This is a genomic window from Phycisphaeraceae bacterium, from assembly GCA_020851465.1.
Classification (GTDB): domain Bacteria; phylum Planctomycetota; class Phycisphaerae; order Phycisphaerales; family Phycisphaeraceae; genus JADZCR01.
The window spans coordinates 31,159-44,130 of sequence record JADZCR010000018.1; the positions used below are offsets into that span (position 1 = coordinate 31,159).

Genomic DNA, 12,972 nt, shown 5'->3' on the forward strand with positions numbered 1-12,972 from the left:
GAATGACACCATGCGCCGTCCGTTACGTCGAAGCGACAATGCCTACCGCCTGGAGATGACGCCGATGATCGACGTCATTTTCCTGCTGCTGACTTTTTTCGTTTACAGCATGGTGATGATGATCCGCGCGGATGTTCTGCCGGTGAAGCTGGCGCCGGTGGCGTCGGGTCGTGCCGCCGAGGGCGGGCGGATCGAAGCGATCACGGTGGATCGCGCGGGCAAGCTGTACTACAACCGCGAGCCGGTGACGGTCGAGCAGCTTGACGCCAAGCTGGCGGGGCTGGCCGCCGACCCGAAGCGGCCACGACTGTGGATCGCCATGGAAGCCGCGGGTGAAGCCGACCGCGGCCCGATCCTCTTTGCCCTCGTCGGACGGGTGCAGCGCGCGGGAATTTACGACATCGGTTTCGTCGGCCCGCAGGAGCCGTCTCCCAGCGGGACATCCAGCCCGTCGAGCAGCGGGGCTGCGGGTAGCCGGTGATGGATACGCGATACTCCATAACGTCAGGCACGATCCTGGCTGACCAGCGTGATTCATCGCTGCCGCTGATGGCCGGTCTGGTCGTTGCGGTGCTGGTTCACCTGGTCTTGATCGCTGGAGTCGAGACCGTCCAGCGGGAGAAATTATTTTCCTTCATGCGGTCGCCGTCGCCTGACGCGAAAAACGACACGCCCTCATCCGCCCGCCGACATCCCGCCGCATTGAAACATCAGGCCGCCAACGCGCCCGAGGCCGTCCGGCAACTGGCGGCAGCACTGGCGGAACCCGTCAAGCTGCCCGCTCGACAGCCGGCCGCACGCGAGGAGCCGGAACAGGATCCCATCCGTTTCGGCAAGGATAACGGCGATCCGCTTTCGCTCGCATGGATCGGGTACGACGACTTTCAAGACATGGTGGCTCTCCGAGGCAACACCGAGCAGCCCGCTCTCCAGAAAGACGTAGCTCCGACACCCGGCGCACCGCTGCGGCCTGATCCGACCTCCGCCCGACCTGCGCAGGCAGCAACTCCCGCTGTGCCCGGCTCACCCGGCTCGCCCGACGCCGCACCGCTTGCCGCAGTTCCCGCGCGGGTGACAAGCGCTGCGAATCCGCAGCCATCGCCCACAGCCCAGCCCAAGCCGCGTGCTCTACCGGCTCTGACACCGACACCGACGCCGACTCCGACGCCGCTTCCCGCGCCGACCGCCGCAGCATCCAAGCCGCCCGCTGTCGCGCCCGCACCTGTGCAAACAGCAAAGCCGCCGGTCGATCCTGCGCCGCTGGCGCTGGACGATCCTCAAAAGTATGTGAAGCTGCCGACCTCGCCGGGTGCAGGCGATGCTCCGCGAATCGAAAAGCCGGTCGAGACGCCCGCTCCGAAGCCGCCGGGTGAAGAAGCGACGAAGAAAACGTCCGGGGCTGAGCCTTCGGAACCGAAAGATGCCGCCCGTGTTACTCCCGCTGCGAAAATGGACAAGGGAGAAGCCTCGATACCGGAGTCGGAACGGCTGGCGATGGTGTTGCCGCGTATTCCTGAGCCGATCGTTCCGCCGACGGTGACGACTCGTCCCGCGCCTCCCGCGGAGAAGCCCGGCGAATCCGATGACCCTGACACCAAGGCGGCGATCCCCGCGCCGCCGGCGACGCAGCCGACCGGCAATTCCTCCGCCGCTCCTGCCGCCCCCGGAGTTGCCGGCTCACCCGGTTCTCCCGGCGCACCGGGAACGCTGGGTGTCGCCACCGGCGCGCCGCGAGCCGACAGTGAAAGCGCGCCGGTAAGCCTCAACGGCGGCCAGGCGATTGACGTGCGCCCCGGCCGCGTCGTTGCCGGTGAAGGCATCGAGATCAGTACCGCGCATCCGCGCTTCAGTGCCGTCGCTCTTTCCAGCAGCATCCCGAAAAATCCGCTCGTGCGGATCGTCTTTGACAAATACGGCACGGTGATCGAGGCCGAAGTGCTCCGCTCCAGCGGTTACCCCAACATCGACGGGCCGATCCTCGCGAGCCTGTACAAGTGGAAAGCGTCGGGTAAAAAACTCGAACAGCTCAATCGCTCGTTCGAGGTCAAGATCAACATTATTCTTCTGCGTGAAGAGATCGAGTGACCCATGCAGCGCACGCAAGACGGCGGAGTCATCATCAGTTGCGATTTCTGCGCCACGGACTGGGATCCGCAGACCGGCCTGCCGCCGATGACGGAAGGACATCACGGCTCGGTTCTTTGTCTGGAATGTCTCAAGGCAGCGTTAGGTGAAGTCCGGTCGGTCGAGTCACCTTACCGCTGCACGCTCTGTCTGCGGGAAAACCTGCCGACGACGCTGCCCGCTTATCGCAATCCGCTGCGGCCGGCGGCGACGGCGTGCCGGGACTGCGTGCATCAAGCGGCGCAGGCGTTCAGCCGCGATCCCGATGTCGATTGGAAATGGAAACGGTGAGCAGCCGTCCGCTGAGCGTCGCGGAGCGGTAGTCGATGTCACGCGGAAATGGCGTAGCGCATCAGGCGGCCTGACGCACGGGTTCGGCCAGCTCCTCGCGGAGCTTCAGGGCGGCACTGTAGCGCGGGTTGGCCTCGATGGCGCGCGCGAGCGCGTCGTTGGCGCCGGCCTTGTCCCCCAGCGAGCTGCGGCAGATCGCCAGGTGATATTGCGTGTCGGGGCGGCTTTGATGGATCGTCGCTGCGGCCAGCGTTTCCTCAGCCTTTGACAACATTTCCTCAAGTACCGACTCACGCGGGGACCGGGTCTGGATCAATTCCCCGGCACGGCGGACGGCGATCCCGCCGGCCAGTCGCACCCACTGCGAGAGCAGGAGCGAGCGGCGTTCCTGTTTGCTGGTCTGGAGAGAGAGCATCTTGTGGACACGGCGGACGAGACGAAAACGTCGTTCCGACAGGGCGCAAACGAGCAGGCCGGCCAGGGCGCGGGTGTCGGGTCTGTGCTGGATCGCGCGCCACCAGACGCGCGCCGCCGTCGCCGACTCGCCGGCGTGCATGTGAGCGGTCGCCAGCGCGATGAGCGTGTCGAGGCTCCGCCGCCCGCCGAGTCGCCATGCTTCCTGAAGATGTTTGATCGCGCCGCGGTAGTCACCCAGATCATCCGCCAGCGTGCCCGCTGCGTGATGCACGGCATCGGCTTCGGGGTCGCGGAGCAGCAGCGCATCGTAAACGTCCTGCGCTTCGCGGTAACGTCCCGCCAGTCGGTAGAGACGCGCCAGGCGGAAGGGCAGCGTCGGATCGTTGGCGTCTTCCTCGCGTCGCAGCAGTTCGATGGCTGCGTCCGGCCGGGTCATCGCCAGCAGTTGCGCGAGCGTGACCCGCGCGTTGCGGTCGCCCGGTTCGAGCCGCATCACCTGTCGCAGCGCGTGCTCCGCCTCACGGTTGCGGTGGAGCTTGAGGCACAGCCCGGCCCTCATGCGGTGTGAGCGCACATCATCGGGAAACTCGTCGGCCAGCCGCTCCAGCAATGACAGAGCCAGATCGTGATGCTCCGCACGGATCAGGGCTTCGACGCGCAGCATGGCGATGTCGGGTCGTCCGCGCTGCTGCGGGAAATAGAGGTCATGCGCATCCAGCGCGGTCAACGCGCGTGCCGGCGAATTGCTTTCCAGATGGAGCTTCGCTTCGAGCAGTCGCGCTTCGGGCAGGGCGGGGTCGAGTTCCAGTGCCCGGCGCAGATGCGCGAGGGCGACATCGGGCAGCCGCGCTTCGGCAGCGGCGCGGGCGGCATCGAGCTGTTCGATGGATTCCTGGGCGCGTTGCAATTTCATGCCGCCAGCTCGCTTTCGAGCTTCCGTGCCAGGGGGTTGTCAGGCTCCTGCCGGAGCCAGTCGGCCAGATGAAGTCGCGCTGCCTCGGAGCGGCCGTCGTGTTTTTCGCGTTGGATGAGTGCGGCGCGGAGGTCCGCGTATTGCGGGTGCGCGGAAACCGCTTCCCGGAGGATGGTTGTCGCCGGCGGCCCCAGCGCGGGGTCGTCCTCGACACGCGCCAGCACCAGCGCCAGCGGGGCGGCATAGGGATTGATCTTCAGGCCGCGATGCGCCCAGCGGCGGGCGTCGTCTTTGTCGTCGGCCAGCAGAGCCAGCTCCGCCATCGCCTGACAGACGACCGCCGCTTGTCGTGTATCGGTGTTGAATTGCCGTGCCGCCAGCCCCAATGCCGCACGGAGTATCGCCAGGTCAGCCATGACGGGGGCGATGCGTTGGGCGGCGACGAGGCTGGGAATGACGCGCGGCTGGGCGACCAGTTCGTTGGCCAGCCGTTCGATGCGTGCGTCAGGCAGCGCGGGCATCTCGCTCATGCCGGGTAATTCCATCAGTTGAAGCCAGAGCGCGACCGCTTCGTCGTCACCGTGTGCATGGAACAGTTGGATGATGAGCCGCCGCGCCGCTTCCGGCAGGTCGGCGGAGACGAGATTGGCGATCAGGAGTTGCAGGAAATCAGCCCCCGGCTGCTGTGCGGGATTTTCCCGGCGATTCAGCACCGCCCGCGCATCATCCATCCTGCCGTGGCGCGTCAGCAGTGCCGCCAGCAGAACTCGTGCAGCATCGGGACAGGAAGACTCGCGCGACCAGGTGTGCAGTTCCAGCTCCGCGCCGGCGAGGTTGCCGGTGAGACATTCTCCGGCCAGTCGCGCCAGCCGCTCGTGGTCCGGCTCAAGGGGAATCTCCACCGGCGGGCAGGTCAGCGTCGCAGCCGATGAGCGCGCCCAGGGCGCAGCCAGCCAGCGAACCTTTCGCCATGTTTTGACTAACCAGCCCATCGCAAACCCTCAAGAGGGGATCTCCCTTGTTTGCCAATATCGGCTGGGTGAATTGGGCGGTTAACTCCGCGTCTGTGGACTATGACGCCCAGGCAGACGGGGATGAGGCGGTCAGGTTCCGATAAGCACGAGATTGTCGCGGTGGATGATCTCCGCAAAGGCGGGGCGGCCAAGGATTTTCTCAAACTGGCTCGATTTTTTACCCATGATGAGCCGCACTTCATCGGCGGAATAGTTGGACAACCCGCGCGCGACCACCGCTCCCTTGCCGTCGCGCACAAAGAGCACCTCGCCGCTCTCAAACTGTCCGGTGAGTGCGATGACGCCGCTGGCGAGCAGACTCTTGCCCCGTTGAGTCAGCGCCGTGACCGCGCCGTCGTCGATGGTCAGCGTGCCTGCGGGTCGCTTGGTCAGTCCGATCCAGCGTTGCCGGCTGTCGAGTTTTTTCGCTGCGGGCAGGAAAAGGGTGCCTAGTGATTCACCCGCGAAAAGTCGCGGCAGGAGCTGCGGTTCGCGGCCGCCGGCGATGATCGCCACCTCGCCGGCCCCGGTGACGAGCTGGGCGGCTTCGAGCTTCGACCTCATCCCGCCCGTGCCCAGATCGCTCTTATCCGAGCGGACCAGCGACATCGCTGCGCCGATGTTTTCGACCACATCGATCCTCTTGCCCGCCGCGTCGAGCAATCCATCGACGACCGTCAGCAGCACCATCACATCGGCTCGCAAGGCGTTGGTGACCAGCGCAGCCAGCCGGTCGTTGTCACCAAAGCCGATCTCCTGAAGGCCGGCGACGGTGACGGTGTCGTTTTCGTTGATGATGGGCACGCAGCCGAATTGATGCACCTTCGCCAGACAGTTGCGAAAGTTGAGGAACCGCGTGCGGTGGTCGAAGTCATCGCGGGTGAGCAGGACCTGCGCCACCTTCAGGCCGTGATGACCAAAGGCCGCATGGAAGTGGTTCATCAGAACCGGCTGGCCGGTGGCAGCGACAGCCTGAAGCTCTGCGACATCGCGCGGACGCCGGGCCAGTCCCAGCTCGGCGCGGCCGGAGCCGATCGCCCCGCTGGAAACCAATGTCACTTCCAATCCTTGCTCGCGCAGACGGGAAACCTGTCCCGCCATTTCGCGGAGATAAGGCAGATCGAGGAAGCCGTCCGACTTCGTGAGCAGTTGCGTCCCCATCTTGACCACGACGCGGCGGGCGTGGGAGAGCACGGATTGTCGTAGTTCGTGGGGAGGCATGGTCGGTTTTCGCGGCGGAGATTATCACAATCGGCGTTCGCCGACCGGCATCAGCCGCACCAGTAAATCGGCGTGGCGCTGCATCGCGCCCTGACGGGAAAGGATAACACGCCGACCGCGCTGCGCCAGTTCACGGGCACGCTGAGGGTCGGCCAGGAGTTCGGCGGCGACGCGGCCCGGCTCGCTGGTGACGATGATCCCTTCGCCGGCGATGAACGCCTCCATCGTGCTGGCAAAGTCCTTGTAGTGCGGGCCGATGATCGTCGGCTTGCCCAGCGCGATCGGCTCCATCATGTCCGAGCCGTAGAGTCCCAGAAAGCTCCGACCGACGATCACCACATCCGCCAGCGCGTAGGCTTTGCGCAGTTCGCCGATGGTGTCGAGCAGGAACAGCCGTTGGCCGTCGAGAGGCCGCGCCGTGCCGTCTGGGCAGCCCGTGCGGCGGACGATTTGCGGAGCCAGCGACACGACGCCGTCAAACCACTCCGGCTTGCGGGGCACGATCATGAGCTGAGCCTCAGGCGGGCAGGTGTCGATGAGGAGCTTGTCCTCGCCCGGCGCGGTGGAGCCGGCGACGATTAGCGGTTTGCTGCCCGCGCGGCGGTCGATGCCCAGGGCACGCGCCAGCTCCTCGGAGCCTGCGACCGTGTCGGCGATCTGCGCCGCGTCCCATTTCATCGTGTCCAGAACTTCGACCCGCTGCGCTATGGCCCCCAGCCCGATGAAACGGTCGGCGTACTCGCGCGTCTGGGCGGCGACGGCGGCCAGACGTGCAAACGTGGACCGCAGCAGCGGGGCGATGAGCCGATACCGCGAGTAGCTGCGCTGACTGAGCCGCCCGTTGATGACGCAGACGGGGATGCCCTCTTTGGTGCAGCGGCGGACGAAGTTCGGCCACACTTCCAGCTCGACCAGCGCGACCAGATCAGGCTTGACCGCGCGGAGAAACCGGCGGACGCACCAGGAAAAATCCAGCGGGTAGCGGACGACTTGATGACGCGAGCCGAATAGCTGCCGGGCACGCTCCTGGCCGGTGTTGGTCGTGGCGGCGATGACGATGCGCCAGCGCTGCTGCGTCTGGTTTTCCAGCAGATCGACCAGCAGCCGGATGGCGTTGGCTTCTCCGACGGAGACGGCGTGAATCAGGAGCGTGGGGCGGCTGTCGGCTGGGAGTCGGCAGCGGCCAAACCGCGCCCGCCAGTCCGTCCGCCATTTGCCTGTCGCCAGCAGCCGGTAAATCCACACCGGGCTGGTCACCAGCAACGCGATGAAATAAAGCAGATCGACCAGCCACGCCATTGCGCCATTCTACGGGGTTTGCGGCAGGGGATGCTCGCCCTGCGTGAGAGAATCGCTGCTCATGCGCATCCATGTGCGGCTTAGCGGCGAAGGGTTGATCCGTTCCCGCTCAGCGCGACAGGACATCCGCACATGCCGCCTGTATCATTGAGCCATGACAACGACCTGCGACCGCGTCCCTGATCCGGCCTGTGTGCCGCGTACCGGCAGTTATCGCCGTCGCTGCGCGATGCCCTGAGGGCATCGACACTCCCTCCATCTCCGGCGTCGGATGATCTTCCCCCTGAACGAATCGAGCACGAGGCCGCTCCATGAGCACCGGTAAGTTTTACGTCACAACCCCGATTTATTACGTCAACGATCGCCCGCACATCGGGCATGTTTACACGACGACCATCGCGGACATCCTCGCACGCTATCATCGGCTGGCGGGGGATGATGTCTTCTTCCTCACCGGCACCGATGAGCACGCAACCAAAGTCGTGGACTCGGCGGCGGCGCACAACACCACCCCGCTGGCGTGGGCGGATCGCAACGCCGCTGCCTTTGAGGAGACGTTCGCCAAGCTGGGTATCTCCAACGACGACTTCATCCGCACCACTCAGCCGCGACACAAGGAGCGCGTGCAGCGCTATGTCCAGCGGCTCATGGACTCCGGCGACGTTTACCTGGGCCAGTACGAGGGCTGGTACGACGCCGGGCAGGAGGAATATCTCACCGAAACCGCCGCCGCAGCAGCAGGCTTCAAATCACCCATCAACGGCAAGCCGCTCGTGCGGAAAAAAGAGGACAACTATTTCTTCAAGCTCAGCCGGTATCAGCAACCGCTGCTCGATCTCTACGAGAAGCAGCCGGGCTTTGTCAGACCCGAAGCGCGGAAAAATGAGATCGTCAACCGCATCCGCGACGGCCTCAATGATGTGCCCATCTCCCGCACCGGCTCCAACGGCTGGGGCATCACCGTGCCCGGCGACGACAAGCACACCATCTACGTCTGGATCGACGCGCTCTTTAACTACTACTCGACGGTCGATACACCGCAGCGGCAGAAATACTGGCCCGCCGACGTGCATCTGATTGCCAAGGACATTCTCTGGTTTCACGCGGCGATCTGGCCGGCGATGCTGCTGGCGCTGAACATCGACCTGCCCGGCAGCATCTACTCCCATAGCTTCTGGATCAGCGAAGGTCAGAAGATGAGCAAGTCGCTGGGTAACTTTATCGACCTCGAAAAAATCGACAGGTACGTGACGACCTTCGGCCTCGACGCGCTGCGCTACTTCCTCGCCAGCAACGGCCCGCTGGGAACCACCGACAGCGACTTTGCCGAAGCCAAGTTCATCGAGGTTTACAACACCGACCTGGCCAACACGCTGGGTAACTGCTTCTCCCGCGTGACCAACATGACCAACCGCTACTTTGGGGGCAAGCTGCCCGCCAAGGGGCAGAGCGTCGCCGCCAGTGCCGCCTACGCGCATCAGGCTGAGCAGAGCGTCGCCGACTGGACGAAGGCATTTGGCGGTGTGCAGTTGAACGAGGCCATCACTGCCGCCCTCGATCTGGTGCGTGCCATCGACAACTACATCGAGCAGACCGCGCCGTTCAAGCTCGCCAAGGATCCCGCGCGTCTGCCCGAAGTCGGCACGATCCTCTACAACTGCGCCGAGGCTCTGCGCATCGCGTCGCTGCTGCTCTGGCCGGTCATTCCCGGCAAGGTTGAGGAACTCTGGCGGCGGATCGGCTGCGGGCACTACGCCGACGCGCTGGCCGACAAAGGACGCGGACAACTCGCACAGTGGACGCAGTGGGGCGTTTTGCAGCCGGGCACGCCGATCACCGCAGGCGATCCGCTCTTTCCGCGCTATCAACCGCCCAAGGTATGAGCATCAGCGGATGCGCGGTCTGCGTCTGTCTGAGTGTGTCGCGCGGTGATGATGTGAATGATTCGGAAAAAGAAAAGAGGTCGCTGTCGCGACCTCTTTTCGCGTTTTGGGATGTCGGGTTGGATCAATAGCGGTTACCGCGATCACGATCACGACCGCCGCCGTACCCGCCGCGACCACCACCGCCGCCGCCGCCGAAACCACCTCCGCGCGGCTCGCGCGGCTTGGCTTCATTGACGGTCAAGGCGCGACCGCCGTGGTCCTTACCTGACAGGCCGGCAATCGCCGCCTGCGCTTCTTCATCAGTTCCCATCTCGACGAAGCCAAAGCCTTTGCTTCGGCCGGTCTCGCGGTCCATGATGACTTCCGCGCTCTGCACCGTGCCGAAGGCTCCGAGCAGTTCCTGTAAAGTGGCGCTGGTGACCGAATACGGCAGATTTCCGACATACAACTTCTTGCCCATCGTGTTATCTCCTCGATGGCGCTCGACCCGTGGATTTGCTTTCGGGGTCGCTGGCGAAAGAGGCCGTGGTTCCGGCCCGGGAAGGTAGGAGAGACGAAAAGAGAAAGGTCGGTTCAGACATGGATGGTCCCGGGCCTCGGCTCATTCGGCAGACTTACCAGATACATAGTGTACCAAGTTTTTGCTTGTCAAGATAGACCGCCCGGAAACGGCCGATAACCATCGCCAACCCATCCCGCTCCGACTTGAAACGCCGGTCGGGATGGTCAGGGTTTCGCAAGAGAGGGGGAACAGCCTTCAGCGGCTGCGATGACGGCGGGTCAGGAGCATCCCACCCGTGACGGCCAGCAGTGTCAGCGTCGCCGGCTCAGGCACGCTCGATGCGTAGATGGTTGCACGCAGGTGATCGGACAAGCTGTCATCATCCGTCCACGCGCCTGCGATCTCGTACCAGAGGAAAGTACCCGATGAGCCGACCAGCGGGGAGAGCATGGAGTCGATCATTTCCAGGCTCGTCGCGCCGGCATCTCCCGGATTGTCCTGCGATAGTGCCCAGGTGAAAGAGTTGGGAACCAGCAGGTAATTAAAGGTGAAAGTCACGGTCTGGGTCTGGTTTGCGGAGAAGCCGACGTTGGTGACGCTCGACGAGCCGATGACCGTGGATGGCCGGGGGCCGTCGGGTGTCAGACCGTCGGAAACGGTCGCGCCGTCGTTGAGGTACAGGGTGAGAGTCAGGTCCGCGCTGTAGGCTGCGCCGGCAAAGAGAGGCACATCGATGGCGGTGACATAGCGTTCGGTACCGCCGAGGGTGACTTGATCGCCCAGCGATTCCAGGCTGTTGCCTTCGACTGCGTATCGGGTTGGAGTCGGAGCGCTGTCATCGGTCTGATACACGATTGCGGAAAAAGCAGGTGCTGCGAACATCGTTACCAGAAAAAGTCCGAAGGTGGTCAGTGATTTCATAGGTCTCCGTCCTGTAGGTTTTGGGAACTACCAGCCGCTCCTTGCTGCCGTTGAGTAACAAGAATAAACGTAATAAAAGGACTGTCAAGCCCCGTGTTACGTTTTGAACCTAACGGATTGCGTACAAATTAAAAATAACTCTGGGGGGAACCGCGCGGCTCACAATAAAGACGCAGCGAGTCGGGGTGTCCTCGCCCCGGCATTTGCTGAACACCCACAGCTCCCGCGGCGCTCGGCGGGAGTGCGGACGCTGCCTTCATTCCTGTTTTTTGAGATGCGTCAGCAGCTCCTGCTCGCCCCAGACTGTGATTCCCAGCTCTTTTGCTTTGTCGAGCTTGCTTCCTGCCTCGTCTCCTGCGATCACCAGGTCTGTTTTTCCCGACACGCTGCCGCTGACTTTTGCACCCAGCGAGGTCAACATCTCCGTCAGTGTGCTGCGGTCGAAATTTTCCAGCGTGCCGGTGAGCACCACGGTTTTTCCCGCGAAAGCGGAAGCCGCATCTCCCTTGCTGGATGTCGCTGCCGCTCTGCCTTTCATGTTCACCCCTGCCTTGCGCAGGTCCGCGATGGTGCGTTGCCCCGCCTGGCTGGAGAGAAAGTCCCGCAGCGAGCGTGTCGTTGTGCCCGGCTCGTAGTTGGCTTTGGCCATCTCTTTCTTTTTGACATCGAGGTCGCCGGTCGCCAGTGCCAGGTCGATTTCCCTGAAGTCCGCTGCGGTCAGCGCGTCGATGTCCGCGAAGTGCTGCGCCAGCACGCGGGCTGCGGTGTTGCCTACATGCGGAATACCCAATCCGGCCAGCACCCGCGCCAGGCCGCGCGATTTCGACTCCTCGATGCCTTTGAGGAGGTTGTCCACCGTCTTTTCACCCATGCGTTCGAGGCTCAGCAGGGTGTCGCGTTTGTTTTTGAGTTGATAAATGTCGGCGAATGAACCGAGCAGGCCGGCATCGCAGAGCTGGTCCACGCTCTTGCGTCCCAGCCCGTCAATGTCCATCTGGTTCCGCGAGGCGAACCAGATCAGCCGTTCGCGGAGCTGCGCCGGACATGAGGGGTTGGTGCAGCGCAGGGCGACTTCATCCTGCTGTTGCGTGACCGGCTCGCCGCAACTGGGGCATCGCGTCGGCGGTTCGATCGGTCGTGCGTCGGGCGTCCGTTTTTCCGTGATGACACGGACAACCTTGGGGATGATCTCGCCCGCTTTTTCGATCACCACGGTGTCGGAGAGGCGCAGGTCCAGCCGCTCGCGGATCTCGTCGATGTTGTGGAGGCTGGCGCGCTTGACGGTTGTCCCCGCCAGTTGCACCGGCTCAAGCTGCGCCACGGGTGTCAGCGAGCCGCCCTTGCCGACCTGCCACTTGACCTCCAGCAGGATCGTGGTCGCCTGTTCCGCAGCGTATTTGTAGGCGATGCACCAGCGCGGACTTTTCGAGGTGACCCCCAGCCGGTCCTGCTGATCGTAGCGATCCACTTTCACGACGATGCCGTCCACCCAGTAGGGCAGCGTGTCGCGCTGAGTCTCGAACTCCTCAATGAACGTCCAGACCTCGGCAAAGTCACGGCAGGTCCGCGTCAGCGGATTGGTCGGCAGGCCCCAGGAACGCACCGCACTCATGAACTGGCTGTACGTCTCGAAAGGTTCCGGCTGCACCTCGCCTCGACCGTGCGCGAGGAATCGCAGCTTGCGCTGGGCAACCACTTTCGGCTCGTGCTGCTTGAGCGTGCCTCCCGTCGCATTGCGCGGATTGGCAAAGGGTTCCTCACCCGCCGCGGCACGCTGCTGGTTGATCTGCTCAAACACCGGCGTGGTCATGAAAATCTCACCGCGAACTTCAAGGACCTCCGGTATGGGTGTCTTGCTCTCGTGCAGACGCAGGGGGATGGCTTTGATCGTGCGGACGTTGGCGGTGATGTCGTCCCCGCGCTGGCCGTCCCCGCGTGTCGCCGCCAAGACCAGACGGCCGCCCTCATAGCGCAGACTCACCGCGATGCCGTCCACCTTCGGCTCGGCGACGTACACCGCCTGCTTCTGCGTCAAGAGCGAGCCGCCTTCCTCCAGCCCGCGCAGCACCCGCTCATACCACGCATGGATTTCACCGCGATCGTAGGTGTTGTCGATGCTCATCATCGGTCGGGCGTGGGTGACGGTGGCAAACTCGTCGATCGGTTCGCCGCCGACTCGCTGCGTCGGCGAGTCGGGCGTGATCAATTCAGGATGCAGCGTTTCGAGGTCCTGAAGCTCGCGCAGCAGGCGGTCGAAGTCCTGGTCGGAAATTTCCGGCTTGTTCTCGACGTAATAAAGTCGGGTGTGACGTTCGATGTCAGCACGGAGTTTGGCGATGCGCTGGGCGGGAGACATGACCACATCATAAAGCCGGGGCGGACTGC

At 63.9% G+C, this 12,972-nt stretch carries 11 protein-coding genes; 4 read left to right on the forward strand and 7 right to left on the reverse strand.

From position 1 onward, the window contains the following. Window positions 1-10 precede the first annotated feature (10 nt). Genes IT444_14045 through IT444_14055 form a run of 3 tightly spaced genes read left to right on the forward strand, consistent with a single transcriptional unit; the run spans window position 11 to window position 2,415 of the window. Window positions 11-481: a biopolymer transporter ExbD gene (locus tag IT444_14045; GenBank protein ID MCC7193886.1), complete on the forward strand. Its 471-nt coding sequence runs from the start codon at window positions 11-13 to the stop codon at window positions 479-481. After that, the gene (locus IT444_14050) at window positions 481-2,085 is read left to right on the forward strand and encodes a hypothetical protein (protein ID MCC7193887.1); all 1,605 of its coding nucleotides are present in this window, start codon (window positions 481-483) and stop codon (window positions 2,083-2,085) included. The genes IT444_14045 and IT444_14050 overlap by 1 nt, the downstream gene beginning before the upstream one ends. A 3-nt stretch (window positions 2,086-2,088) precedes the next feature. Next, on the forward strand, window positions 2,089-2,415 hold the full coding sequence (locus IT444_14055; GenBank protein ID MCC7193888.1) for a hypothetical protein: 327 nt from the start codon (window positions 2,089-2,091) through the stop codon (window positions 2,413-2,415). 61 nt (window positions 2,416-2,476) lie between these two features. Here the strand turns inward: IT444_14055 and IT444_14060 are convergent, their stop codons facing one another. The 4 genes from IT444_14060 to IT444_14075 form a co-directional block, all read right to left on the reverse strand. Next, window positions 2,477-3,745, reverse strand: coding sequence for a tetratricopeptide repeat protein (locus IT444_14060; protein MCC7193889.1), 1,269 nt, complete (start codon window positions 3,743-3,745; stop codon window positions 2,477-2,479). After that, window positions 3,742-4,737, reverse strand: a complete 996-nt coding sequence (locus IT444_14065) for a hypothetical protein (protein MCC7193890.1) — start codon at window positions 4,735-4,737, stop codon at window positions 3,742-3,744. Before IT444_14065 ends, IT444_14060 begins: the two co-directional genes overlap by 4 nt. Window positions 4,738-4,848: 111 nt before the next feature. Further along, a complete protein-coding gene (proB, locus tag IT444_14070; GenBank protein ID MCC7193891.1) occupies window positions 4,849-5,979 on the reverse strand; it encodes a glutamate 5-kinase in 1,131 nt (376 codons plus the stop codon). 24 nt (window positions 5,980-6,003) lie between these two features. Then, on the reverse strand, window positions 6,004-7,278 hold the full coding sequence (locus IT444_14075) for a hypothetical protein (protein ID MCC7193892.1): 1,275 nt from the start codon (window positions 7,276-7,278) through the stop codon (window positions 6,004-6,006). Window positions 7,279-7,589: 311 nt separating this feature from the next. On the opposite strand from IT444_14075, the gene IT444_14080 reads away from it, so the two are divergent. Beyond that, window positions 7,590-9,161, forward strand: a complete 1,572-nt coding sequence (locus IT444_14080) for a methionine--tRNA ligase (GenBank protein ID MCC7193893.1) — start codon at window positions 7,590-7,592, stop codon at window positions 9,159-9,161. A gap of 124 nt (window positions 9,162-9,285) precedes the next feature. On the opposite strand, the gene IT444_14085 is transcribed toward IT444_14080, so the two are convergent. The 3 genes from IT444_14085 to ligA all read right to left on the reverse strand — a co-directional run bounded on the left by IT444_14085 (window position 9,286) and on the right by ligA (window position 12,943). Continuing rightward, window positions 9,286-9,624: an RNA-binding protein gene (locus IT444_14085; protein MCC7193894.1), complete on the reverse strand. Its 339-nt coding sequence runs from the start codon at window positions 9,622-9,624 to the stop codon at window positions 9,286-9,288. A 297-nt stretch (window positions 9,625-9,921) separates the two neighbouring features. After that, window positions 9,922-10,587, reverse strand: coding sequence for a PEP-CTERM sorting domain-containing protein (locus IT444_14090; protein MCC7193895.1), 666 nt, complete (start codon window positions 10,585-10,587; stop codon window positions 9,922-9,924). Between the two features lie 256 nt (window positions 10,588-10,843). Beyond that, complete coding sequence (gene ligA, locus IT444_14095) at window positions 10,844-12,943, reverse strand: NAD-dependent DNA ligase LigA (GenBank protein MCC7193896.1); 2,100 nt, start codon at window positions 12,941-12,943, stop codon at window positions 10,844-10,846. Window positions 12,944-12,972: the final 29 nt, after the last annotated feature.